Consider the following 22,392-nt stretch of genomic DNA (forward strand, 5'->3'; position numbering starts at 1 on the left):
CTTACCGGCAGGCGTCGAACAGGCGGCTGACCAGCACCGGTACTGCGGTTTCCACCCTCAGAATCCGCGGGCCAAGGTGGACGCTCTCGCACCCGGCCTCTTCCAGCTTGCCGACCTCGTAGGGGGTGAATCCCCCTTCCGGGCCTACGCAGAGCGCGACGGGCTGGTCCAGATGCACAGGGCAGGGAGTCGCGGTACCGGGGTGAGCCACCAGTGCCCGTTTGCCCCGTAGCAGTGCCGGTAACTCATCCTCAACAAATGGCTTGAACAGCTTGCGGATATGCACCGTTGGAAGCAGGGTGTCTCGTGCCTGTTCGAGGCCCAGGGCCATGTTCTCCCGCAGGTTGTCTTCGGACAGCCAGGGCGTTTGCCAGAAACTCTTTTCCACCTTGTAGCTGTTGATCAGCCAGATGTCTTTCACACCCAGGGTGGCGCAGGTTTGCAGCACACGGCGGAACATTTTCGGCCGGGGCATGGCGAGGACCAGCGTCAACGGCAGTGGCGATGGCGGCGGCTCTGACAGCTTCACCAGAATGTCTGCCTGCGCGTCGGTGAGGCTCAGCACCCGACCGGTACCGATGTCACCATTCACTCTGCCCACGGGAATCAGATCGCCCTCGGCAACCCTCAACACCTCATGGAGGTGTGACAGCCGACGACCACACAGCACGGCGCGGTCTGCGGCAACAAAATCTTCTTCAAACAGCAGTGCCAGGTTCATTCGCCCGTCGCTTCACCGGTTTCTGTGTCGTCTGTTTTACGCACCGCAAGCTTACTGAAGATGATGCCCATCTCGAACAGAAACCACATGGGCACCGCCAACAGAGTCTGGGAAATGATATCCGGAGGCGTCAGCAGCATGCCGATTACAAAGCAGGCGACCACAATGTAGGGCCGTTTGGCGGCCAGGTCCGCGGGGGTGGTGGCACCGGTCAGCACCAGCAGGATGGTCGCAATGGGAATTTCGAACGCCACGCCAAAGGCGAAGAACATTTTCAGCACAAAATTGAGGTAGCTGGTGATGTCCGGTAGCTCGACGATGCCTTCCGGGCCGATGGCGGTGAAGAAACCGAACACCAGGGGAAACACCACGAAGTAGGCGAAGGCTGCGCCCAGATAGAACAGGATCACGGAAGTGAACAGCAGGGGAAACGCCAGCCGCTTTTCATGGGCATACAAGCCGGGGGCAACAAAGCTCCAGATCTGGTAGAGGATCACCGGGATCGCGGCGAAGACTGCCAATACCAGCGCCAGTTTCAGCGGCGCGAAAAAGGGCGAGGTAATGTCGGTGGCGATCATGGTCTGGCCAACCGGCAGCAGTTCCCGCAGGGGCTGTGACATCAGCAGGTAAAGTTCATTGGCGAACGGATAGATCGCGGCGAAGCAGATCACCACCGCCAGCACCATTTTCAACAGGCGATTGCGCAGCTCCAGCAGATGCTCGATCAGGGGCATGTCGGGCTGGGCCGTTGATGAATCCGGGGTGTGGTTGCCGTCAGGCTTGTTGGTCATGAACGATTATCCGACGCGTTTTCCTGATCCGGATGGGGTTCTGGATGACGCTCGCTGGTGGTTTGCTCAGTAGCGGGTGTCGGTTCCGGGCTTTGCTGTGGGGCAGGCTCCGCAGGTGCCTTGGTTTCGGCCGTCCGGCGGGTTGCGGGTGCTGGCCTGGGCTTGGTTGCTCGATCCTCCGGCAGAATCATGTGTTCGTATTTTTTGGCCTCATCAAGGGCGCCACGAACACTCTTCTCGACGTCGTCGAGGCCAACATCCCCCGCTTTGCGTAGCTCCTCACGCAGTTCTTCGGCTTTCAATTGGCGATCCAGTTCCGAGGTGAACTGGTTAACCATGCGGCGGGCACCGCCAATCCAGCGGCCAGCTGCCCGCGCTGCCGTGGGCAGGCGTTCAGGGCCAAGGACCAGCAGTGCGATCACGCCACAGATCAATAGCTCGACAAAGCCGATATCAAACATTCAGCCCGGTCTCAGCCAGTGGTTTTGTCCCGGGGTTTTTCTTCCGGGCTGGTCTGGTGGGCTACCGGCTCTTCCTTGTTGTCCTTGTCTTCCAGGGAGTTCTGATCGGAGGGTTTGTTGTCCTCGTCGTTCATGGACTTTTTGAAGCCGCGGATAGCGCCGCCCAGATCGCTGCCAATGTTGCGGAGCTTTTTGGTTCCGAACAACAGGATAACGATGCCGAGTACAATAAGAAGTTGCCAGATACTGATACCCATCACGGGATCCTCACTCTAATGTTGCTGTTGCATGCCATTGTACGTTACCGGGACAGCATTGCGGAAACCCCCGGAAGGGGTACCCATGGCATCACTTGTCCCGGGATGCCTTTTCCTCGAGCCCGGACAAGTCGAAGCGGCGGGCCAGCTCATCCAGTACCTCTTTCGGGCCCAGGCCCAGGTTCGATAGCATGACCATGCTGTGAAACCACAGATCCGCCGTTTCGTAAACCACGTCCCGGGTGTCACCGGACTGCTGCGCATCCTTGGCTGCCAACAGGGTCTCGGTGCATTCTTCGCCCACTTTCTCCAGAATCTTGTTCAGGCCCTTGGCGTGCAGACTGGCAACGTAGGACTTGTCAGGATCTGCTTCTTTTCGTGCTTCCAGCACCTGGGCAAGTCGTTCCAGTACGTCACTCACTCTGTTCGCTCCCTTTGATCGGTCCATAGATGGTATGCGGGTCTTTCACCACGGGGGCGGTGGTAACCCATGCGCCATCGTCAAATTTCCGGTAGAAGCAGCTGCGCCTTCCGGTATGGCAGGCGATACCGCCCTTTTGTTCCACTTTCAGCAGAATCACGTCCTCATCACAGTCCAGACGTATTTCATGCACCACTTGCTGGTGGCCCGAGGTTTCGCCCTTGCGCCAGAGCTTGCTCCGCGAGCGCGACCAGTAGACTGCCTGGCCCTCCTCGGTGGTTAGCCGCAGGGATTCCGGGTTCATCCAGGCCATCATCAGGATCTCGCCAGTGGTGGCGTCCTGTGCGATGGCGGGAACCAGTCCGTCTGCATTCCAGCGGATGGCGTCCAGCCAGTCAGGGTTGTCGACTTTAGGTGATGAATCTTGCATTTCTGTGAATCCTGAAAAAAATGTTACCGACCGCCCCGGGCGACCAGTCCGGCCGCCACTGCGAGCATGGCCCAGCCCCACGGGGGCAGTGATTGGGCGAGGGTGGGCAGCTCGTAGTGGGCGCTGACCCAGGCGCCGCCCACCAGGGCTGCGGCAATAAGGGTTCGTCGCCAGCGTTTCTCTGCCCGCTTCTGGTTTTCCCGGAGCAGCTCCAGTGTAGCGCGATTCTGCTCTTCCGTGGGGCCGGAGCTGCGCAGCTGTACGAGGGTATCGTGGATCAGCTGCGGCATTTCCGGAGACTGTTCAAGCCAGGCCGGAAGATGCGATTGCAGGGACTTGATCAGCCCGGACGGGCCAATCCGCTTGCGCATCCAGGTTTCGAGGAAGGGCTGGGCAGTGCTCCACAGGTCCAGGTCCGGGTACAGCTGGCGGCCAAGACCTTCGACGTTCAGCAGGGTTTTCTGCAGCAGGACCAGTTGCGGTTGCACTTCCATGTTGAAACGACGGGCGGTCTGGAACAGTCGCAGTAGGAAGTGGCCAAAGGAGATGTCCTTCAGCGGCTTCTCGAAAATCGGCTCGCAGACCGTGCGAATGGCCGCTTCGAATTCGTTGACCCGGGTATCTGGCGGTACCCAGCCGGACTGGATATGCAGTTGCGCCACCTGGCGGTAATCACGGCGGAAGAAGGCGAGCAGGTTGCGGGCCAGGTAGCTCTGATCGTCCGGTGCCAGGGTGCCGACAATGCCAAAATCGATGGCGATGTATTTCGGGTCCGCCGGGTTGCTGACATCCACAAAGATATTGCCCGGATGCATGTCGGCGTGGAAAAAGCTGTCACGGAAGACCTGGGTGAAGAAGATTTCCACGCCTTTTTCCGCCAGCACTTTCATGTCCACGCCGGCTTCCCGCAGCGCCGCCACATCGGCAATGGGTATGCCGTGGATGCGCTCCATCACCAGCACGGTTTTGCGGGTGTAATCCCAGTCAATAAAGGGGATATAGATCAGCGATGAATTGTCGAAGTTGCGGCGCAACTGACTGGCGTTGGCGGCTTCCCGTTGCAGGTCCAGTTCATCGTGGATGGTGGAGTCATAGTCCGCCACCACCTCAACCGGATGCAGGCGTTTGCCCTCGGACCAGTATTTTTCCAGCAGGCCGGCCATCAGGTACATCAGGGCCAGATCCTGCTGAATTACCCGCTCAATGCCCGGCCGCAGTACCTTGACCACGACTTTCTGGCCATTGAGCAGGGTGGCGGCGTGCACCTGGGCGACGGACGCTGAGGCCATCGGGTCGGCGGAGAACTCGCTGAACAGCTCCGCAACCGGTGCGCCCAGGGACTTTTCGATGATCTCCCGCGCGGCGGTGCTGGGAAAGGGGGGGACGCGGTCCTGAAGATGCTTCAGTGACTCGGCCATGTCATCCGGCAGCAGGTCCCGGCGCGTGGACAGAATCTGGCCGAATTTCACGAACACCGGGCCCAGTTCTTCCATCGCCAGGCGCAGGCGGTCGCCACGGCTCAGTTTTGGTTGCGGAAACAGGTGCCAGGGGGCGAGCAGGAAAAACACCTTGAGCGGGCCGGGCAGCTCGGCCAGGGGCAGGAACGTGTCCAGCCGGTAACGGCAAAATACCCAGGCTATTCGGAACAGGCGTTGCAAGCGGGTCACGGTGTCTCCGGGGGCTCTTCGTGGGTGTGGCGTTCCAGCAGGCTGACACGGGCCTCCAGCCTGTCAGTCTGCAGGCTCAGCTGGTCGATGTCTTCAAACGTGGCTTCGAGCTCGCGGCGCCCGGGCAGTGTCCGGCTCTCTTCGTGCACGTACTCTTCGATATTGGCGTTGAGGGCGCCAAAGGCCTGACGGCTCCACTTCACGGCACCGCGAATGCGCTGGCCGATAAAGTGGGCTGGCACATCGCCAATATGGCGGGCCAGGGCGGCTTCCCAGTCCGGTTCCAGCTGGTTCAGTGCGCGCTGAAACTGGTGGGCCAGGGCGGTGTCGCCGCTGACCTGAATGCGGCCGTGGCGGAACACCTGGTCGTCCCCGGTGGCCAGCGCCGCGAATGCCATGGGCTTGCCGGCCAGCTGTAAAGCCGGATCTTCCGCTGGCTGGCTGCTGACCTGCACACGATCACCGGTCTGATACAGGGTAAACGTCAGCGGCACGGGGGCCGTCAGGGTGAATTCCACCGGCCCTGTCAACGCGCTCATCAACGCCTTGCGACCGGCCGGGTCGAGTTCCAGGGCGCGGTTCAACGCGCCCTCGACGACGGCGGTCACCGCGGAAAGCAGGGTAGGGCCGGGAAACATCAGGGCTTGATTCCCACGTGCAGGGCAACAATGCCGCCGGTCATGTTGTAGTACTTGCAGTTCACCAGTCCGGCCTGCTCCATCATGCCCTTGAGGGTGTCCTGGTCCGGATGCATGCGGATGGACTCCGCCAGGTACTTATAGCTTTCGCTGTCGCCGGCAATCAGCTGGCCCATGAGTGGCAGGGCGTTGAAGGAATACATGTCGTACGCCTTGTTCAGCAGCGGGTTGGTGGGCTTGGAGAATTCCAGCACCATCAGTTTGCCGCCGGGCTTGAGTACCCGTGCCATGTCCCGCAGGGCCTGATCCTTGTCGGTCACGTTACGCAGGCCAAAGGCGATAGACACTGCATTGAAAGTGTTATCCGGGAACGGCAGGTGTTCGGCATCGGCCTGGGCAAATTCAATGTTGCCGGCGTAACCCCGATCCATCAGACGACCGCGCCCCACCTGCAGCATGGAGGCATTGATGTCGGCGAGTACGACTTTGCCAGTGGGGCCCACCAGGTCGGAAAACTTCATGGTCAGATCACCGGTGCCACCGGCGATGTCGAGCACCTGGTGCCCCGGGCGAACGCCGCTGAGCTCGATGGTGAAGCGTTTCCACAGTCGATGGATGCCCATGGACATGAGGTCGTTCATCAGGTCGTACTTGCCGGCGACGTTATGGAAAACTTCGGCGACCTGACCGGCCTTCTGGCTTTTCGGCACATTGCGGAAGCCAAAGTGGGTGACATCATCCTGCGGGGTGCCGACCGGCTTCTCGTTGGCTGGCGTTTGTTGCTCGCTCATGGGGGGTGTCCTGTCAGAATCTGAACCCCGTATTCTAACGGTTAGGGGGGTGGCTACAAGTTTATTACCCCCTTAAACTATAAAACCTCCCATTTTTAAAGAGAATCCCGATTCATGTCTGTTATCGATGTTCATCGCGCTCATTCCCTGGACAAGGCGCACGCTCGTGAGGCGGCGGAAACCCTGGCCCAGGATCTGTCCCGGCAGTTTGATGTGAACTACCAGTGGGAAGGGGATGTGATGCGGTTTAAACGCAGTGGTGTGAAAGGCCAATTGAGCATCGACCACAATGACCTGCACATTCACCTGGAACTGGGCATGCTGCTGAGGCCCTTCAAGTCACGGATCGAGCAGGAAATTCACTCTCAACTGGATCAGATTCTCAAGGCCTGATCCAGCGGCCGTCTCCCTGGTCACAGATCGTCGGGGAGATTGAACGGCTCTGGGACCCGGTTGAGGATGTTGTCCAGCACCCGCTCCTCCCGGGTGACCAGCCGTTCGATCAGGGCGTCAACGTCTTCCATCTTGCGAAACGCGGTATAGCCCCGGTGCAGGAAGCTGTGCAGGTCGCTCAGGTCTGCCATTTCCGCCGGACCGCGGGTCATGCTGAGCAGCCAGCCCAGGGTGCGGTTGCGGACGTAGTGATCCAGTTGCTGGCCGACCTCGGCGACCAGGGCAATCTGGCGGTGACGTTGTTCCAGGCCGGGGCTGGCGCGAAAAGCCGCACAGTATTGAGCGTTGGTTAATCCCTGGCTGGGCACGCCATGGCGCTGGAGTGTTTCCGTCAGGTCCAGGTCCAGTTGCTGGGTGATCAGGTTCAGTTCCACCAGCCCCGCAAAGGTATCCAGCAGATTGTCGGGGAGCCACTTCACCATCTTCGGAAATACCCGGTCGATATTGTCGTCACGACGGGTCATGGTTGACGGGGCGTAGAGATCGGTCAGCAGGAACTCCAGGCCGGTGTGGTAGCCCGGGTGTTGGTACAGATCCTGGTGGGTAAGTTTCAGGCGCTCGGCCTGCCAGTCGGCAACCCGGAAAGTGTCTTCCAGCAGCGGGTGAGACGCCTTGCGCTGGCGGAAGTCGTGATAGTTGATCAGCAGGTACTGCAGTCGACGGGCGCTGTCAGAGTGGACTTCAGTGGCGACGAGGCGCTCGCGGTACATGGGTGGTGCTCCGGTAAACCTGTGGCAGGAAAGCTGCGAGTTTACCGGAGCCGGCAATCAGATGGCAGTATCAGCCCTGAGCGGCGGTGGGCAGGGTCTCGAAATCGGGAACCCACTCCTTGCTGTCGAGGGTTATGAAATGGCTGGGAGCCTGGGTTTCGACAATGCGCATGGTGGTAGGGCTCTGGCGCGCGCTGGCGAGCATGGCGTTACGGTCCAGAATGCGGTCCACGCCCGGGATCAGGAAGGTACCGTGACGTACGTTGTTGTAAACGCTGGTATCGGTCCGCTCCATCCAGTCCATGATGTTTTCGATATTGCGCACGATGGTGAGGTGATCCTTCGTGGCTGAGAACAGCTTGCTCAGCAACTGCTTTTTGCGCGGATTCATCTTGCCAAAAAAGGTCTGGCCATAGGCAGAAGACGGCGCGGTGTTGATCAGGCGGATCAGCCAGGGCCACATGCCGTGGCTGACCGGCTCCAATATGGTGGTGACCAGGCCGTGGAGCTTGCCCTGGGGTAGCACCGGCGCTTCCAGGACGACTTCCGCGTTGTCATAGAGTTCCGGCCACTGGCGAATGGCCTCCAGAATGACGGCGCCGCCCCGGGAATGACCGTGAACACGAATATTGTCAGTGCCGGGAAGGTTGGCGACGGCCTGGTTCAGTATGCAGGCGTCGTACTCGATGGTGCCTTCGAGGTGCTTGATGGGCACTTCCCACTCCGGGGTTTCCGGCGTCACGCCGTTGACCGGGATGTGGTAGTTGCTGCAGGTCAGCAGGATGAGCTCGGTGGTGGGCGCCTCATAGGCCTGCGTGAAGTAACAGTGGTTCTCCAGGAAACCGTGCACACCAATAACCGTCTGTTCCGCCTTGCCGCTGTGGTTGCGGACGGAAACTGCACCCTTGCCTACACGGTAGACTCTCCCCGAGAACATCTCGGAGTAGGCGCTTTCAATCGGTTGTATCAGTTTGCGAACATGGCTCGCTTTCATAACCGCTCTCCTGTCAGCACCGTCGAAGACAACTTTTGGAATTGGTGTGTGCTGATAGTCACTGTTTTAACGCGTTCCCGGGCCAGAGTTATTGGCACTGGTTACTCAATATACGAAGGCCCACGGCCAATAGACTGTCTGGTGGCACGTCGAAACCCGCCTCGGGCTCAGTAATAACCATTCCATTAAGTGTTATAACCAGTATAGAGGCGAAAGGTTACCTGCGCGTAATTTTTTGTAATTCCGGGGCGGGCGCGCCTTATATGGAGACGTTTGTACTTGTCTGGCACAATGCGGGATTGGCCATTCATTCAACGTTCGTCAATCCATCCGGGGACAGCCAGATTTGAATCAAGAGGACTCACATCTCCTGTTACCTGTGGATTCAGCATGGCTGGCCCTGGAGAGACCTGAAAACCCGATGACCATCACGGTCATGCTACGGGTGGAAGGCCTGACGGAAACGCGGCTGCGAGAGTTTCTGGAGATCTACTGGCTGGCCTGGCAGCGGTTCCGTTACATGCCTGTGCGCCGGGCGCCGGGCTGGTGGTGGGAAGCCGACCCGGTATTCGATCTGAAGCACCACCTGCGCGTCACCCCGGACGCGTTTTCCCCGCATCAGCTCCAGGAATGGGTATCCGCCCGGCTGAACCAGCCCCTGCCGGACTACCGACCGCTCTGGAAATTCTGGCTCGCGCCCAACGCCGAGGGCGGTGCCGCCCTGCTATTGCGGATGCATCATTGTTATGCCGACGGATTGTCGCTGTTGGGGATCTTTGAACGGATTTGCCCGCCGTCCCCGCAGCAGCTGCCTGCGCTTTACGGAGCGCCGGAAACACCGGACCTGCAACGCTGGAGCCTGGCGGCAGGCGCCTGGTTCCGGGAGCTGATCGGCAGTGAACTGGCGGAGGCATCCGGAAACCGCTCCGGTGACATGGAAGGACACGCCGAAGGTTCCTCCGGCAGCCTGCAGGATGCTGGCAAAGTACTGGAACGGGTTGCCCAGACGGGCCTGAAACTGGTGAACGAGGTCAGCCAGTTCCTGGTGGAACCGGAAGACTCGCCGTCCTCCCTGAAACATGACTTGTTGGGGCGGCGTCAATGCTGCTGGTCGACCCCCGTGGCGTTGTCACGCTTCCAGGAGATTGCCCGGCTGACCGGGGTGACCATCAATGACGTGTTGCTCAGCTGTGTGGCGGCCGCCGTGCGCAAGCAGCTGGCCGCCGGTCAGGTGGACCTGGACGAGGCCGTGCTCCACGCGGCTGTCCCGGTAGACATTCGCGGTCAGCTGCCCGCCGGCATCAAGCCTGAGTCCGGTACCCTGGGCAATTGTTTCGGCACGGTTTTCGTTCCTCTGCCGGTGGACGGCGAAAGCTCGCTGGAGCGGCTCTACCGGATCAAGCATGAAACCCGCCGGCTGAAGAAAAGCTGGCAGCCCGGCATTGCCTGGGGACTGACCGCCAGCGCCTCGCTGGTGCCTGAGTCTTGGCGTCAGCCGGTGGCCGATGTGTTCTGTCGCAAGGCCAGCGCGGTGGTGTCCAACGTGCCCGGATCCCGTGAGGAGCGTTACCTGGCCGGTTGCCGCATCACTGAGCAGATGTTCTGGGTACCCCAGGCCGGGGACATCGGCCTGGGGGTGAGTATTGTCAGTTACGCTGGCTCGGTTCAGTTTGGGGTCGTGGCCGATGAGGCCGTCATGGCATCCCCTTCGCGCTTCCTGGCAGATTGCCTCGAAGAACTGGATGCTCTCACCGGCTGACCCGCCTTCCCATTTTATTCCGCTGTCATTGCCCGTATCTGGCGGGTATTAATCCCAAAGTCCTGATTTACAGGCCTCCTAAAAGATCAGAAAACCTGCCCCCTTGGCGCATTTTCCCCACTCCAGCCTTAACCGACCATGGAATTCAGGCGACAGACCTACGCCTGGGGCGGCCGGATTACTCGGCACCCCGATCCCAGATTTCCAAAAACAACCGGGGGAACTATGAACAACAACAATTTTCGAAAGTCAGGGTTAGCGATTGCGATGGCTGCTGCCATGGGGGTAAGCGCCGGCGCCAATGCAGCCGTTGAAATTTACAACGAAGACGGCACCAGCTTTTCCGTCGACGGTTACTTCAACGCTTTCTATGTAAACCGTGACGACAAGGTGGCCGATACCCGCAGCTCAGACGTCAAGATGGGCTTTCTGCCGAACACCATTGGTTTCAACTTCAGCAAGGAAGTGGGCGATCTGACGATGGGTGGCCGTTCTTCATTCTGGAGCACGATCAATGACAGCCTTCAGTCGCCAACCGATACGGCAATCGATGTTCGTCAGTTGTATGCCACAGTGGATGGTTCTTTCGGTCAGGTTCTGATCGGTAAGGACTTCGGTTTATACGCCCGCTCCAACATTTTCCTCGACGAAATTCTCATGGGCTTTGGCTCCCCGGGTGCGGCGACCGGCGTTTCTTTCGGCAACATCCGCACCGGCTACCCGTATCCGAATCCGTCGGCTCAGATCACCTACCGGTCTCCCGATATGGGTGGTCTGAAAGTGGCTGCCGGTATCTTTGAGCCAGCGGATACCACGCCCGGTGCCCAATCCGAGCAGTCAGCACCCCGCTTTGAGGCGGAAGTCACCTACAGCGCAGACCTTAGTGGCCTGGCATTGACCGGTTGGGTCAATGGTCGTCATCAGAGCTCAGAAAATGCGACCACCGAGATCGACAGCCAGGGTATCGGCTACGGTCTGAAAGCGGCGGTGGCAGGCTTTTCACTGACGGCTTCCGGTTTCACATCGGAAGGGGACGCGCCGGTTCTGCTCACCGATGGCGCACTGCCTTCGGAAGAAGATGCCGATGGCTATCTGGTCCAGGCGTCTTACACGCTGGGTAGCAATCGCTTCGTGGCCTCCTACGGCGAAACGGATTCCGATCAGGCGGATTTCGAGACGGAGAACACCTCCCTGGCCGTGTTCCATGATGTGAACAGTAACTTCAAGTTGGTTGCCGAATACAACATGTTCGAGCAGGAAGCCAAATCCACGGGCGCTACTGCAGTGGATGCCGATACTCTTGCCCTCGGCGCTGTCGTAACGTTCTAAGCAGTAGACCTTGCTGTGGAAGACGGGAGGTCGTCCGTAGCACCGGGTCATCTAAGACTAAAGTGCCGGTTTGTCTTCGTGCAAACCGGCCGCGCCGCCAGGCATTGATTCAGGAGGGTTTTTAATCAATGGCTTACGATCATTTTGGCGCGCCCATTAAAAGCACTGAAGTCGCATTGGCTGCGTTTGCGGATGCCGTAGAATCGGTGGAAAGTCATCCATTTCCGGGATCCGCATTTATGAAGCCAGCGACGACCCTGCCCGCCGTCCGGGTAGCGAGCTCCAGTGTTCGCGACCCGATGCTGGCAGCCACCAATCTCGCCAGTCAGTTGAACCATGAGCACCTGGGTTGTGTACTGTTCTTTTGTTCCGCGGAATACGATCTCGGCCGTCTCGGCATTGCCCTTGAGCATGCTTTTCAGGGCGTGCGTGTGTGCGGGTGTACGTCAGCCGGGGAGATTACACCGGAGGGCTATGGCCGCGGATGCATTACCGCCATTGGCTTCGATAATCGATACATTGCCATTGATTGCGCGCTGATTCGCGAGCTCGACCGGTTTACCCTGCAGGATGCCCAGGGCGTCATTGACGGCCTGCTGTCCACATGCCGCGATGCCAGGCTCGCGCCGGTGAAGGGCAATACCTTTGCGATTACCTTGCTGGACGGTCTTTCCAGCCGGGAGGAGCTGGTGCTGGCGACGCTCAATGCGGCCCTGGGCACCATCCCGCAATTCGGCGGATCAGCCGGTGACGACGAGCGCCTTGCCAATACCCACGTGTACTATGACGGCCAGTTCCATACCGGAGCGGCGACGGTTCTACTGGTCAATACGCCACTGGATTTCCGAGTCTTTTCCACCCACCACATGGTTGAACGCACTGAAAAACTGGTGGTTACCGATGCCTGCGCGGAAAGTCGCACCGTGTATGAACTCAACGCTGAGCCTGCGGCCGATGCCTATGCCCGTGCGGTTGGGGTGGATGTGGATGCCCTGGACCGCAAGGTGTTTGCGCTGCGGCCCATGGGGGTAAAAATTGGCGGGCATTACTTTGTGCGTTCGGTTCAGCGGGTTAACCCGGACAAGAGCCTCACATTCTACTGTGCCGTGGAAACCGGCATTGTGATGACGGCAATGGAGCCCGAAGGCCTGCTGGACAGTGTGCGGGCCCAGATTGAAGCGTCCGAGCGGGTGGTGGGGCCACCGCTGGTGACCATTGGGTGTGACTGCTTTCTGCGTCGGCTGGAAGCTGAGCTGACCGGGGAAGTGGAGGCCGTGTCTGAGTTCCTTCGCCATCACAAGGTGATCGGTTTCAACACATACGGCGAGCAGTTCGACGGTATGCACATCAACCAGACCTTTACGGGGGTGGTCATTGGCCAGCCTGAAGCCCGTGCCGTGCAAGAATGACACTGCCGCCGATGACAGGGATCGGCGCATCGCTGAGCTGGAAGCGGAGAATGAACGCCTGCGCCGCATCCGTGATGCCCTGATTGTTCGGGTGGAGTCCGGCTCCTCCCACAAGCCTGAGCCTTACGCAGCCTTTGAACATTCCGTGGTGCTGGCGGAGCAGGTGCGCGAGCGCACCGAGGCCCTCAACCAGACCATGGAGGAGCTTAAAGCCAGTAACAAGGCCCTGAGCCGCGCCCGCGTCGAAGCCGAAACCACCCGCCAGCGCCTCAGCGATGCGATTGAAAGCATTGCCGACGGCTTTGTTCTGTTCGATCACCAGCACCGCCTGATCCAGAGCAACAGTCGTTTTCGCAGCTACTGGCACCACGCCGGTGTGGAGGTGCCAGAGCCGGGCACCTCCATAGTGGATGTGAAGGCGCAGGCGGTCAGTTCCGGTCTGGTTGTTGAGGAGCACAGCCACCCGGATTCGGAGGGCGTTGTCTTCCTGCTCGCCAACGACCGCTGGGTCCAGATGACCGAGCGGCCCACCCGTGAGGGTGGCCTGGTGGTGCTCTATTCCGACATCACCGACGTCAAGAACAGTGAGATGGCCCGTCGTATCAAGGCGCTGGAGGAAAGTGAACGCTGGATCCGTGTGGTGACAGACCATGTGCCAGCGCTGATAGCTTATGTGGGTGCGGATCTCACGGTGCAGTTCTGCAACAAGGTGTACGAGTCCTGGTATGGCCGCTCCGGCGAATCGCCTCTTGGCCGGCCATTGGATGAGGTGCACTCCCCCGATCTGTACCAGCGCCTGTTGCCGCAGATGCGACAGGCGCTGGCGGGAAACAGCGTCACCTTCGAGTTTGAGGAAACCGGCGAGCAGGGTGATGTGCGTTACATGCTGCGATCCTATGTACCCAACATCGACGAGGACGGAGATGTCACCGGGTTCTTCGTGTTGATCCGGGACATTACCGATCGTCGCAAGACCGCCCTGGCGCTGGAACAGGCGTATGACAACCTGGAGCGGCGGGTCAAGGAGCGTACCTCGGCGTTGACCGGCTTGAACAATCAGTTGCGCCAGGAAATTACCGAGCGGGCCGCGGTAGAGGCCAGGCTGCGGGACGCCAAGCTGGAGGCGGAGCGGGCGAACCTGTCCAAGACCAAGTTCCTGGCCGCCGTCAGTCATGATCTGCTGCAACCCCTGAACGCCGCCCGCCTGTTCACCAGTGCGCTTCTGGAGCAGTCGTTCGGGCCCAAGGCTGAGGGGCTGGTGCGATCGGTGAGCACCTCCCTGGATGACGTGGAGAACCTGTTGGGCACCCTGGTGGACATCTCCAAGCTGGATGCCGGGGTGATCAAGCCCGACGTGACCGCGTTCGATCTGCGGGACCTGCTCAATAACATCGCCCGGGAATTCCGGCAAATGGCCACGGCTGAAGATCTGCGGCTGGACTTCGTTGCCAGCTCCGCGATTGTGGAATCCGATTCGCAGCTTCTGGCGCGAATTCTCAGGAACTTTCTCACCAACGCCATCCGCTATACCGGCAATGGCCGCATCCTGCTGGGTTGCCGACGGCGGCAGGATCACGTTCTGCTGCAGGTCTGGGACACTGGCCCGGGGATCCCGGAAGACAAGCTGACCGAGATCTTCCAGGAATTCAAACGCATCCGGCCATCCGGTTCACAGCCCGACAAGGGACTGGGTTTGGGGCTGGCCATCGTGGACAAGATCTCGCGCATGCTCGGCCATGAGGTGAGTGTGTCTTCCATTGAAGGCAAGGGTTCCGTGTTCAGCGTCAAGGTTCCCCTTGGCCGGCTGCAGCCCAAGCGACCGGCTGAGGACCAGAACCGGTCGGTGTCCTTCGACAGCGGTCTGGGCGGCGCCCGGATCTGGGTGATCGACAATGATCCGTCCATCTGCCAGGGCATGAAAACCTTGCTGGAAGGCTGGGACTGCCGTGTGGTGACGGCGGTGTCCCTGGAGGATCTGGAGCGCCAAATGGACCCGGCTGACAGCCCGGTGGACCTGATCCTGGCGGACTACCATCTGGACAACGATGAAAATGGCGTGGATGTGGTGGCGGAGATCAACGGCCGCCGCCGTTGTCCGGCGCCGGTGGTGATGATTACCGCCAACTACACCAACGAGCTCAAACAGCATATCCGCGAGCTGGGGTACCTGTTGATGAACAAGCCGGTGAAACCGCTGAAGTTGCGCAGTGCGCTGAGCCACCTGTTAAGAAGCTGAGATCGGCGGTGGATGTCGGATTAGGCAAGCCGTAATCCGACAAATAAGCCTGATAAACCGGTTTACCGTTTCAGGTACTGACTGAAATCCACATCACTGGCGGACAGAATGGCCTGTACCCGATTGTGCACACCAAGCTTGCGCAAAATGGCCGATACATGGGCCTTCACCGTGGTTTCGGCGATGTTCAGATTGTAGGCGATCTGTTTGTTGGATTCGCCCTTGGACATGCGCTCGAGTACCAGCAGTTGGCGACGTGTCAGGGAGTTCAGCAGCTCCGGTGAAATCGGGTTGTCTTCATGGCGGCTGCGGCGGCTGTTGCTTTCCTTGCCGGTACGGATGATGTCCGAGGGCAGGTAGACATTGCCATTGAGAATCTGCTGGATGGCTTCGGTCATCTGGGCTCTTGGCGATGACTTGGTAATAAAACCGACCGCGCCGTAGGTGATGGCCTGCAACACGACCTGTTTGTCTTCTTCCGCCGAGACTATCACCACGGGAATGGTGGGCGCTTCGTTGCGCAGGGTAATCAGGCCGTTCAGCCCGTGCATGCCGGGCATGTTCAGGTCCAGCAGGATCAGGTCCAGGTCGTCATTCTCCCGGGTAATGTCCAGGGCGCTGTCCAGATCATCGGTTTCAATGATCTCACTGCCCTCGAACCCGGAAGCGATCACACTGCTGATCGCTTCACGGAACAGCGGGTGGTCGTCGGCGATCAGTATCTTGTAAGCCGGCTCCATGGATGGTTCTACCTGTTTGTTTTCATTATCGGGGAGTGCTTCCGAATCATGATAGCGCTTTTCGGACGTGAGTGCGGCATCGAGCTCATTCAGCATGGCGGCCTCCTGTGCAGAGAATCTCCGGAAACGGAGTCGACCCTCTGTTTATTATTGTGATGATTTCATTACACGCTATCCGCGCCTCTGGTTGAATGCGACCATCGCACCAAAAAACAGGCACCAAAGTACTATTCTTGCGCGGCGAAGGGCTTCGTATCGTGGAAGGATGAGCCAACAGCCCGTAACAAGCCGATATTTCAAACCGTCTGGAGCCAGCAGTCATGCCGCCTGGCTGGCTGGGCTGATGCTGGTGTTTCTGACGGTACTGCCAGCCGCACACGCTGGGGAACCCGGCGAACCTCCGGTGCTGTCGGTCAGCGTGCTGCAGTTCGGCACAGCGCACTGGGAGCTTGACCATATCCTTCACCGGGGCCTGGACCGGAAGCATGGCTACCGCCTGGAGCTGACGTCGGTGGCCAACCTGCCGGCCTCCCGTCTTGGGGTTACCAGCGGGTCGGTGAATGGCGCTGTGGCGGATCTGCTCTGGGCGCAATCCCGCTACCAGGCCGGCACTCCCTACCTGTATCTTCCGTTTTCCAGCCAGATTGGCGACATTGTGGTGGCGGACGGCTCTGCCATCCAATCCGTGGCGGACCTCGCCGGCAAGCAAATCGGCGTAGCCGGTGGTCCGGACAGCAAGGGCTGGATACTGCTGCAGAAAGTCGCGGCCCAACAGGGGCTCAATCTGTCGGATTCCGCGGATGTTCAGTTCGCGGCACCGCCACTGCTCAACCAGGCTCTCAAGCGGGGGCAGGTGGATGTGATCGTCACCTACTGGCATTTTGCCGCTCGTCTCAAAGGCGAGGGCGGCTGGCGCTCTGCGTTCCGGATGGCCGACCTGCTGGCCGCCCTGAATCTGGATACCAACCTTCCCGTACTGGGCTATGTCTTTCCGGAGCGTTGGGCGCGGGAGCATCCATCTCTGGTCCGGCGCTTTGCCGATTCCCTGCGCGAAGCAAAAGCCGAGCTGGTTGAGAATCCCGCTCACTGGGAGCGCCTCCGGCCACTGATGGGTAACCCGGACACAGGCATTTTTCAGGCACTCCGTGACGGATTCGTCGCTGGTACGCCGGCGCCACAAACCGACCAGCGAACCGCCGACCTGCGCCGGCTTCTGGTGCTCACCGGCGCTGCGGAAGGCAACCTGATGCCAACCTCGCTCTTCTACCGGAGTGAGCCATGACTAACCTCAAGGGCCATGCTGTGAAAGCGCGCCCACCCTTATGGAGTTACTGGGTGGTACTGCCGGGCTTCGTAGTCATCTGGGCATTCATCGCTTGGTTGATCCAGTCGCCGCTGTTGCCAACGCCGCTCCAGGTGCTTGATACACTGATACGAGAAGCTACATCCGGCGACCTCTGGCATCATCTGGGGGCCACCCTCGGCCGCGTGGTGGTGGCCTTTGCGCTTGCCATGTTCCTGGGTACGTTCATCGGTGTCAGCATGGGACGTTCCGCGACCACCAACGCCCTGTTCGACCCACTGCTGGTGTTACTGCTCAACCTGCCGGCGCTGGTCACCATCATCCTGATGTACGTCTGGTTTGGCCTGGTGGAAGTGGCGGCCATCATGGCCGTTGTCATCAACAAAGTGCCGAATGTCGCCGTCACCGTCCGCGAAGGCGCTCGCAGCCTGGATTACCGGCTGGAGCAAATGGCCACCGTCTACGACTTCACCCGCTGGCAGCGGTTTCGCGACGTCTGGGTACCGCAACTGTTTCCCTACCTGATGGCCGCCACCCGCGGCGGTCTGGCGCTGATCTGGAAAATCGTCCTGGTCGTGGAATTGCTGGGCCGCTCCAGCGGCGTCGGCTTTCAGCTCCACCTCGCCTTCCAGGTCTTCGACGTCGCCACCATCCTGGCCTACAGCCTGGCGTTCATTGCTGTGGTCCAGCTGATTGAACTGACCATCCTGCAGCCCCTGGAACGCCGCTCCAGCCGCTGGCGCCAGCCGGAGGCCGCCCATGCTTGAACTGCGGATCGCCGGTCGCGATTTTGGTCAGCCTGTGTTGGGAGAAGTCTTTGCCACGATTGAGCGGGGGGATCGCATCTGCCTGCTGGGGCCCTCCGGTATTGGCAAAACGACCCTGCTGAACACCATCGCCGGGCTCGACAACACCATCCCTTCGGAAGCAATCGTCGGCCGCGACCAACTTCGGGTCGGCTACCTGTTCCAGGAGCATCGTTTGTTACCCTGGCGAACCCTCAGAGCCAACCTTCAACTGGTGGGCGCAACAGTGGAAGAGGCAGAAGGTCTTCTTGCCAGTGTGGGGCTGAAAGGATATGACCACTACCTGCCGGACCAACTCTCCCTGGGCATGGCCCGGCGAGCTGCGCTTGCCCGTTGCCTGGCGGTTAAGCCGGACCTGCTGTTGTTGGATGAGCCGTTTGCGTCACTCGATCCGGTGATGGCCGGTGAGTTAAAAGCACTGATTGCCGGTATTCTGGATGCCAATCCGGGCATGGCCATGATTTGTGTGACGCACGATGGTGGTGATGCTGAGATTCTGGCGAATCGGTTGTGGTATCTGGATGGGAAGCCGGCGCGGTTGCAGTGGGATGATGTGGTCGGTGAGGCCGGTTTGATTGATGGGTTGTTGGGGAGACTGCGAAGGCTTGACCTGGCGGACTCCTAGTCCCCACAGACCACTACCACCCAATCAGGCAGGCTTGGTCCCAAGTATCTTGGTCCGCTGCGGCCTAAACCCGGCAGTCGCCATTAACGCCAGAACGACAGTAACTCCCGCAGTAATGCCAAAGGCCATCGGATTCCACTCCAGATACAGAGAGAAGCGGATCGCCTCCACCGCATGGGTAAAGGGATTGAACTGGCAAATCCAATACAGCCACGGGCTGGCCTCGTTCATCCGCCACAGCGGGTAAAGCGCCGACGACATGAAGAACATCGGGAAGATGACAAAGTTCATCACCCCGGCAAAGTTCTCCAACTGCTTGATCCAGGTCGCAATCAGCAGTCCCAGTGCGCCGAGCATCAGACTGCTCAGCACCAAAGCCGGCAACACCGCCAGGTACCCCCACAACGGCGGCTCCACATCCACCAGCAACGCCAACAGCAGAAACACATATACCTGACCAACTGACACCACCCCCATGGCCAGCAACTTCGTCACCAGCAAAAACGGCCGTGGTAAAGGACTCATCAACAACACCCGCATGCTGCCCAGTTCCCGGTCATACACCATGGACAGGGCACCCTGCATGCTGTTGAACAGAATGATCATGCCGCACAGCCCGGGGGCGATGTAAGTCTCATAGGTAATGTAGGTCTGGTAGGGTGGAATAATGGAAATCCCCAGTACCGCCCGGAAACCGGCGGCAAACACCACCAGCCACAACAGCGGCCGTACCAGGGCGCTGGCAAAGCGGGTGCGCTGCTGCCAGAACCGCAGCCATTCCCGGGTCTGTATGCCAACGAAACAATGCCAGTAATGCGCAGCTTTCATGGTTATCCGGCTCCGGTCAGGGTGTGGAAGGTTTCCGCCAGGTCGCGGGTGCCCTCGGCCTCACAAATGGCCTGGCCGGAACCGTCGGCCAGTAGCTGCCCCTGATGCAGGATCAGCACCCGGTCGTCCTGACGCACCTCCTCAATCAGGTGGGTGGCCCACAGAACCGTCAGCCCCGCCTCATCACACAGTGTGCGGACGTGATCATTCAGCGCTTTGCGGCTGGCGACATCCAGGCCTACGGTGGGTTCGTCAAGCAGCAGCAGTGAGGGCTCATGGAGCAGGGCGCGGGCAATTTCCACCCGTCGGCGATGGCCGCCATTGAGTTTCCGTACCGGATCGTTCGCCCGTTCCAGCAAGTCGAAACGCGCCAGCTCCCGATCGCCCCGTTTGCGGGCTTCCTTGCGGGAAAGACCATGGAGTGCGGCGTGGTAGAGCAGGTTCTGGCGCACGGTCAGGTCCAGGTCCAGGGCGTTCTGCTGGAATACCACGCCGATCTGTCGCATCGCCTCGGACGGCTGCTTCTTCAATGACTGCCCGGCTAACAGGAGCTCCCCCTGCTGCAGTGCCAGCAGTCGGGTCAGCAACCCGAACAGCGTTGACTTGCCGGCTCCGTTGGGGCCCAGCAGGGCATGAAAACGGCCAGAGGTCAGCGCGAAGCTGACCTCCTTGAGCACCGGCTTGTCGCCGTACCGAAAGCTGATGTTTCTGGCTTCAATAGTCATGCTGGTGTTATGAAGAGGGATCAATGACCACACCCCAGGGATAGCGGCCCACCTTGATGGATTTGATCACCTTCAGGTCCTCCACGTCGATGACCGACACATCGCCGGACACACCGTTAGTGGTATAGAGGTGCTTCTCGTCCTTGTCCAGGTCCAGCTGCCAGACCCGGCTGCCCACCAGTAGATAATCCAGCACCTCATAGGTTTGGGCATCCACCACCGCCACGTGATTGGAGGGGCCGAGGGCCACGAAGGCGTACTTGCCGTCGGAGGTCAGTTCGATACCCACGGGCTGGACCCGGTCCTGGTTGACTCCGGGAACCTTGAAGGAGATTTCGTGGACCTGTTCCAGGTTGTCCACGTCGATGATGTGCACGGTGCCGCCAATTTCCGCCGAGGCCCAGGCAATCTTGCTGTCCTTGCTGAATTCCACGTGGCGGGGGCGCTGGCCGACCACGATGTTTTTCTCGATCTCGAAGGTTTCGGTGTTGATCCAGTGCAGCATGCTGGTGGTTTCCGAGGTGTTCACCGCCCACTTGCCGTTCGGGCTTACCGCCATGCCCTCCGGCTCAATGCCGACATCAATCTGGGCCAGTACGTCCTTGGTGTCCACGTCCACCACCGTGACGATGGCATCGTCTTCATTGGCGATGTACAGGTGCTTGTTGTTGGGGTGGAGGGAGAACTGCTCCGGATCTTCACCGGAGGGCAGGGTGTCGACGATCTTGCGGGTGGCCAGGTCCAGCACCTGTACGGTGTCGTCGTCACTGGCGCAGATATACAGTTTGGTGTAGTCCTTGGACAACAGGATGCCCCGTGGGCGCTGGCCTACCTCAATGGTTTCGACCACGTCCATGGAGTCGGTATCGATGATTGAAATGGTGTCGTCCTTCTCATTGGAGACATACGCCAGACTGGCCAGCGCCGGCGTCGACAGCCCGATCATGGCGGCCAGAGCGGTTTGCTTGAACAATGACTTCATGGTGTTACTCCTTCTTGTTTTGAGGAACTGACGCCTAAGCGGTCAGCCATTAATCCGACAGTCGCTCTCGGGTTTGTCGAAGCCGAGCGTGTCCATTTCAGTATTGGGGTGCAGGAAGCCTTCAAAGGGGGCCCGGGCGACCAGCCCCCGTGGGTGAACCAGGGGGATCGGTTGCCGGAGTTGCCCATTCCAGTCGCGATAGGTGAGCTTGCGGCCCTTGAACGCTGCCAGCTGGAATTTGTCACTGAACAGGAAATTGCGGATCTCGACCGGGTTCGCGCTACTGAGGTCGGTTACGGCGGTGCCAATGGAGCGAATGGCGGCCCAGGCGGCGTAATCTTCACTGTTCATGTCGCGGTCGGCCAGGTCACGGAAGCGGTTTTGCAGCTGTGCCGCGCCCCAGCTTTCCACCACCCGGTGCCAGGTCACCGGAGACATGCCCTGGGTACCCACGACCGGTCGCGGCAGCCAGGTGTTGAATGGCACGTACTCGCCGAAATCGCCCCTCACGTCTGCCACCACCACCGCATCGTAATCACTGGCCTGGGTAAACAATGGCAGCTCCTTCGAGGCGGTGCGGCGCAGGTCGGCATCAAAGGTCCAGGGTTTGTCCTCGACAATTTTCAGACCGAAGCGTTTGGCAGAGCGGCGGAAGGCATTGGCCCAACCCTTGTCGGCTTCGGTGGGCCCGGTAATCAGGAACACTTCATCCCAGCGCCGCTGGTTCAGCCACTGGCCCAGGGCGTCGGTGAGCATGGCGTAACTGGGCATGGTGTGCAGCAGGTTGGCATGGCATTCCCCGGTGCGCAGGGTGTCGTCCTTGGCGCCGGCGTTAAAGATCAGGGTGTTGTCGCCGGCCTTGCTCAGGATGGTTTTCAGGGTCTGAGCCGGTGCATTCACGACAAACAGTTCCATGCCGTTCTGGCGCATGGCTTCAAAGGCCGCAACGGCAGCCTCTTCCGTGTCGGCGACTTCACTCTGCAGCGAATAGGTCTGGCCCAGGAACTTGCCGGTGGTGCTGTTATCGTCGATGGCCAGTTCGGCGCCACGAAGACCGGCGTCTTCCGGTTCGGGAGTCACGTTGGAAAGCACCGGACCCTGGTCGGGAACCCACTGGATGTACCCGACCTTCACATCCAGCGCCAGTGCGACGGCCGGCGTTAACCACCAGCCAAAGAGTAAGGCGGCTGTCAGGGCCGTGCGTCGAAATCCACTCATGCTGTCCCCCTGCTTCCATATTGTTGTTGCATCCAGCTTAGGGAACGGGGAGGGGCTCCGAAATATTCAGAAAGTAGGAAACTTGCGGTACTAAAGAA

At 59.9% G+C, this 22,392-nt stretch carries 24 protein-coding genes; 8 read left to right on the forward strand and 16 right to left on the reverse strand.

Annotated elements, in window-relative coordinates; all coding sequences use genetic code 11:
* Nucleotide 1: 1 nt before the first annotated feature.
* The 9 genes from ACQUWM_RS14850 to ubiE all read right to left on the reverse strand — a co-directional run bounded on the left by ACQUWM_RS14850 (nucleotide 2) and on the right by ubiE (nucleotide 6,177).
* Nucleotides 2-721, reverse strand: a complete 720-nt coding sequence (locus ACQUWM_RS14850; protein WP_428922670.1) for a 16S rRNA (uracil(1498)-N(3))-methyltransferase — start codon at nucleotides 719-721, stop codon at nucleotides 2-4.
* Nucleotides 718-1,512 (reverse strand): twin-arginine translocase subunit TatC, encoded by a 795-nt coding sequence (gene tatC / locus ACQUWM_RS14855; protein WP_407002728.1) that lies wholly within the window; start codon nucleotides 1,510-1,512, stop codon nucleotides 718-720. The genes ACQUWM_RS14850 and tatC overlap by 4 nt, the downstream gene beginning before the upstream one ends.
* On the reverse strand, nucleotides 1,509-1,973 hold the full coding sequence (gene tatB, locus ACQUWM_RS14860; protein WP_407002727.1) for a Sec-independent protein translocase protein TatB: 465 nt from the start codon (nucleotides 1,971-1,973) through the stop codon (nucleotides 1,509-1,511). The genes tatC and tatB overlap by 4 nt, the downstream gene beginning before the upstream one ends.
* Before the next feature lie 11 nt (nucleotides 1,974-1,984).
* Nucleotides 1,985-2,230, reverse strand: coding sequence for a Sec-independent protein translocase subunit TatA (gene tatA, locus ACQUWM_RS14865; RefSeq protein ID WP_407002726.1), 246 nt, complete (start codon nucleotides 2,228-2,230; stop codon nucleotides 1,985-1,987).
* Between the two features lie 91 nt (nucleotides 2,231-2,321).
* Nucleotides 2,322-2,651 (reverse strand): phosphoribosyl-ATP diphosphatase, encoded by a 330-nt coding sequence (locus tag ACQUWM_RS14870; protein ID WP_407002725.1) that lies wholly within the window; start codon nucleotides 2,649-2,651, stop codon nucleotides 2,322-2,324.
* Nucleotides 2,644-3,081: a phosphoribosyl-AMP cyclohydrolase gene (hisI, locus tag ACQUWM_RS14875; protein WP_428922671.1), complete on the reverse strand. Its 438-nt coding sequence runs from the start codon at nucleotides 3,079-3,081 to the stop codon at nucleotides 2,644-2,646. Before hisI ends, ACQUWM_RS14870 begins: the two co-directional genes overlap by 8 nt.
* 23 nt (nucleotides 3,082-3,104) lie before the next feature.
* Nucleotides 3,105-4,748, reverse strand: coding sequence for a ubiquinone biosynthesis regulatory protein kinase UbiB (gene ubiB / locus ACQUWM_RS14880; protein ID WP_407002723.1), 1,644 nt, complete (start codon nucleotides 4,746-4,748; stop codon nucleotides 3,105-3,107).
* A complete protein-coding gene (locus tag ACQUWM_RS14885; protein ID WP_407002722.1) occupies nucleotides 4,745-5,386 on the reverse strand; it encodes a ubiquinone biosynthesis accessory factor UbiJ in 642 nt (213 codons plus the stop codon). Before ACQUWM_RS14885 ends, ubiB begins: the two co-directional genes overlap by 4 nt.
* Nucleotides 5,386-6,177 (reverse strand): bifunctional demethylmenaquinone methyltransferase/2-methoxy-6-polyprenyl-1,4-benzoquinol methylase UbiE, encoded by a 792-nt coding sequence (gene ubiE / locus ACQUWM_RS14890; protein WP_406987672.1) that lies wholly within the window; start codon nucleotides 6,175-6,177, stop codon nucleotides 5,386-5,388. Before ubiE ends, ACQUWM_RS14885 begins: the two co-directional genes overlap by 1 nt.
* Before the next feature lie 114 nt (nucleotides 6,178-6,291).
* Here ubiE and ACQUWM_RS14895 point away from each other — a divergent pair, with 114 nt between their 5' ends.
* Nucleotides 6,292-6,570 carry a polyhydroxyalkanoic acid system family protein gene (locus ACQUWM_RS14895; RefSeq protein ID WP_407002721.1) on the forward strand — a complete coding sequence of 93 codons (279 nt, stop codon included), beginning with the start codon at nucleotides 6,292-6,294 and terminating at the stop codon, nucleotides 6,568-6,570.
* A 20-nt stretch (nucleotides 6,571-6,590) separates the two neighbouring features.
* Here the strand turns inward: ACQUWM_RS14895 and ACQUWM_RS14900 are convergent, their stop codons facing one another.
* Nucleotides 6,591-7,340, reverse strand: coding sequence for an FFLEELY motif protein (locus tag ACQUWM_RS14900; RefSeq protein WP_428922672.1), 750 nt, complete (start codon nucleotides 7,338-7,340; stop codon nucleotides 6,591-6,593).
* A gap of 70 nt (nucleotides 7,341-7,410) precedes the next feature.
* Nucleotides 7,411-8,334 (reverse strand): alpha/beta hydrolase, encoded by a 924-nt coding sequence (locus ACQUWM_RS14905; RefSeq protein ID WP_407002719.1) that lies wholly within the window; start codon nucleotides 8,332-8,334, stop codon nucleotides 7,411-7,413.
* A gap of 346 nt (nucleotides 8,335-8,680) precedes the next feature.
* On the opposite strand from ACQUWM_RS14905, the gene ACQUWM_RS14910 reads away from it, so the two are divergent.
* From ACQUWM_RS14910 to ACQUWM_RS14925, 4 genes are all read left to right on the forward strand, one after another.
* A complete protein-coding gene (locus ACQUWM_RS14910; protein ID WP_428922673.1) occupies nucleotides 8,681-10,093 on the forward strand; it encodes a WS/DGAT domain-containing protein in 1,413 nt (470 codons plus the stop codon).
* A 225-nt stretch (nucleotides 10,094-10,318) separates the two neighbouring features.
* The gene (locus ACQUWM_RS14915) at nucleotides 10,319-11,422 is read left to right on the forward strand and encodes a porin (protein ID WP_407002717.1); all 1,104 of its coding nucleotides are present in this window, start codon (nucleotides 10,319-10,321) and stop codon (nucleotides 11,420-11,422) included.
* A 239-nt stretch (nucleotides 11,423-11,661) separates the two neighbouring features.
* A complete protein-coding gene (gene nosP, locus ACQUWM_RS14920) occupies nucleotides 11,662-12,831 on the forward strand; it encodes a nitric oxide-sensing protein NosP (RefSeq protein ID WP_428922717.1) in 1,170 nt (389 codons plus the stop codon).
* On the forward strand, nucleotides 12,797-15,067 hold the full coding sequence (locus tag ACQUWM_RS14925; protein ID WP_428922674.1) for a NahK/ErcS family hybrid sensor histidine kinase/response regulator: 2,271 nt from the start codon (nucleotides 12,797-12,799) through the stop codon (nucleotides 15,065-15,067). The genes nosP and ACQUWM_RS14925 overlap by 35 nt, the downstream gene beginning before the upstream one ends.
* 62 nt (nucleotides 15,068-15,129) lie before the next feature.
* On the opposite strand, the gene ACQUWM_RS14930 is transcribed toward ACQUWM_RS14925, so the two are convergent.
* Nucleotides 15,130-15,807: a response regulator gene (locus ACQUWM_RS14930; protein WP_406987710.1), complete on the reverse strand. Its 678-nt coding sequence runs from the start codon at nucleotides 15,805-15,807 to the stop codon at nucleotides 15,130-15,132.
* Between the two features lie 343 nt (nucleotides 15,808-16,150).
* On the opposite strand from ACQUWM_RS14930, the gene ACQUWM_RS14935 reads away from it, so the two are divergent.
* The 3 genes from ACQUWM_RS14935 to ACQUWM_RS14945 are packed head-to-tail and all read left to right on the forward strand — an operon-like array spanning nucleotide 16,151 to nucleotide 18,541.
* On the forward strand, nucleotides 16,151-17,089 hold the full coding sequence (locus tag ACQUWM_RS14935; protein ID WP_428922675.1) for an ABC transporter substrate-binding protein: 939 nt from the start codon (nucleotides 16,151-16,153) through the stop codon (nucleotides 17,087-17,089).
* Nucleotides 17,086-17,877, forward strand: coding sequence for an ABC transporter permease (locus ACQUWM_RS14940; protein ID WP_428922676.1), 792 nt, complete (start codon nucleotides 17,086-17,088; stop codon nucleotides 17,875-17,877). Before ACQUWM_RS14935 ends, ACQUWM_RS14940 begins: the two co-directional genes overlap by 4 nt.
* Nucleotides 17,870-18,541, forward strand: a complete 672-nt coding sequence (locus ACQUWM_RS14945; protein ID WP_428922677.1) for an ATP-binding cassette domain-containing protein — start codon at nucleotides 17,870-17,872, stop codon at nucleotides 18,539-18,541. Before ACQUWM_RS14940 ends, ACQUWM_RS14945 begins: the two co-directional genes overlap by 8 nt.
* Nucleotides 18,542-18,565: 24 nt before the next feature.
* Here ACQUWM_RS14945 and ACQUWM_RS14950 read toward each other — a convergent pair whose 3' ends face one another.
* The 4 genes from ACQUWM_RS14950 to ACQUWM_RS14965 are packed head-to-tail and all read right to left on the reverse strand — an operon-like array spanning nucleotide 18,566 to nucleotide 22,294.
* Complete coding sequence (locus ACQUWM_RS14950) at nucleotides 18,566-19,369, reverse strand: ABC transporter permease (RefSeq protein ID WP_407002712.1); 804 nt, start codon at nucleotides 19,367-19,369, stop codon at nucleotides 18,566-18,568.
* Between the two features lie 2 nt (nucleotides 19,370-19,371).
* Complete coding sequence (locus ACQUWM_RS14955) at nucleotides 19,372-20,094, reverse strand: ABC transporter ATP-binding protein (RefSeq protein WP_428922718.1); 723 nt, start codon at nucleotides 20,092-20,094, stop codon at nucleotides 19,372-19,374.
* A 7-nt stretch (nucleotides 20,095-20,101) separates the two neighbouring features.
* Nucleotides 20,102-21,076: a YVTN family beta-propeller repeat protein gene (locus ACQUWM_RS14960; RefSeq protein ID WP_428922678.1), complete on the reverse strand. Its 975-nt coding sequence runs from the start codon at nucleotides 21,074-21,076 to the stop codon at nucleotides 20,102-20,104.
* A 42-nt stretch (nucleotides 21,077-21,118) separates the two neighbouring features.
* Nucleotides 21,119-22,294, reverse strand: coding sequence for an ABC transporter substrate-binding protein (locus ACQUWM_RS14965; RefSeq protein ID WP_428922679.1), 1,176 nt, complete (start codon nucleotides 22,292-22,294; stop codon nucleotides 21,119-21,121).
* Nucleotides 22,295-22,392: the final 98 nt, after the last annotated feature.

The sequence above is a fragment of the Marinobacter sp. DUT-3 genome (assembly GCF_050379435.1).
Classification (GTDB): domain Bacteria; phylum Pseudomonadota; class Gammaproteobacteria; order Pseudomonadales; family Oleiphilaceae; genus Marinobacter.

Bases quoted from the DNA above. Each gene is read 5' to 3' on its own strand.
- ACQUWM_RS14850 (WP_428922670.1), bottom strand. From the start codon at position 721: ATGAACCTGGCACTGCTGTTTGAAGAAGATTTTGTTGCCGCAGACCGC.
- tatC (WP_407002728.1), bottom strand. From the start codon at position 1,512: ATGACCAACAAGCCTGACGGCAACCACACCCCGGATTCATCAACGGCC.
- tatB (WP_407002727.1), bottom strand. From the start codon at position 1,973: ATGTTTGATATCGGCTTTGTCGAGCTATTGATCTGTGGCGTGATCGCA.
- tatA (WP_407002726.1), bottom strand. From the start codon at position 2,230: ATGGGTATCAGTATCTGGCAACTTCTTATTGTACTCGGCATCGTTATC.
- hisI (WP_428922671.1), bottom strand. From the start codon at position 3,081: ATGCAAGATTCATCACCTAAAGTCGACAACCCTGACTGGCTGGACGCC.
- ACQUWM_RS14885 (WP_407002722.1), bottom strand. From the start codon at position 5,386: ATGTTTCCCGGCCCTACCCTGCTTTCCGCGGTGACCGCCGTCGTCGAG.
- ubiE (WP_406987672.1), bottom strand. From the start codon at position 6,177: ATGAGCGAGCAACAAACGCCAGCCAACGAGAAGCCGGTCGGCACCCCG.
- ACQUWM_RS14895 (WP_407002721.1), top strand. From the start codon at position 6,292: ATGTCTGTTATCGATGTTCATCGCGCTCATTCCCTGGACAAGGCGCAC.
- ACQUWM_RS14900 (WP_428922672.1), bottom strand. From the start codon at position 7,340: ATGTACCGCGAGCGCCTCGTCGCCACTGAAGTCCACTCTGACAGCGCC.
- ACQUWM_RS14905 (WP_407002719.1), bottom strand. From the start codon at position 8,334: ATGAAAGCGAGCCATGTTCGCAAACTGATACAACCGATTGAAAGCGCC.
- ACQUWM_RS14915 (WP_407002717.1), top strand. From the start codon at position 10,319: ATGAACAACAACAATTTTCGAAAGTCAGGGTTAGCGATTGCGATGGCT.
- nosP (WP_428922717.1), top strand. From the start codon at position 11,662: ATGAAGCCAGCGACGACCCTGCCCGCCGTCCGGGTAGCGAGCTCCAGT.
- ACQUWM_RS14930 (WP_406987710.1), bottom strand. From the start codon at position 15,807: ATGGAGCCGGCTTACAAGATACTGATCGCCGACGACCACCCGCTGTTC.
- ACQUWM_RS14935 (WP_428922675.1), top strand. From the start codon at position 16,151: ATGCTGGTGTTTCTGACGGTACTGCCAGCCGCACACGCTGGGGAACCC.
- ACQUWM_RS14940 (WP_428922676.1), top strand. From the start codon at position 17,086: ATGACTAACCTCAAGGGCCATGCTGTGAAAGCGCGCCCACCCTTATGG.
- ACQUWM_RS14945 (WP_428922677.1), top strand. From the start codon at position 17,870: ATGCTTGAACTGCGGATCGCCGGTCGCGATTTTGGTCAGCCTGTGTTG.
- ACQUWM_RS14950 (WP_407002712.1), bottom strand. From the start codon at position 19,369: ATGAAAGCTGCGCATTACTGGCATTGTTTCGTTGGCATACAGACCCGG.
- ACQUWM_RS14955 (WP_428922718.1), bottom strand. From the start codon at position 20,094: ATGACTATTGAAGCCAGAAACATCAGCTTTCGGTACGGCGACAAGCCG.
- ACQUWM_RS14960 (WP_428922678.1), bottom strand. From the start codon at position 21,076: ATGAAGTCATTGTTCAAGCAAACCGCTCTGGCCGCCATGATCGGGCTG.
- ACQUWM_RS14965 (WP_428922679.1), bottom strand. From the start codon at position 22,294: ATGAGTGGATTTCGACGCACGGCCCTGACAGCCGCCTTACTCTTTGGC.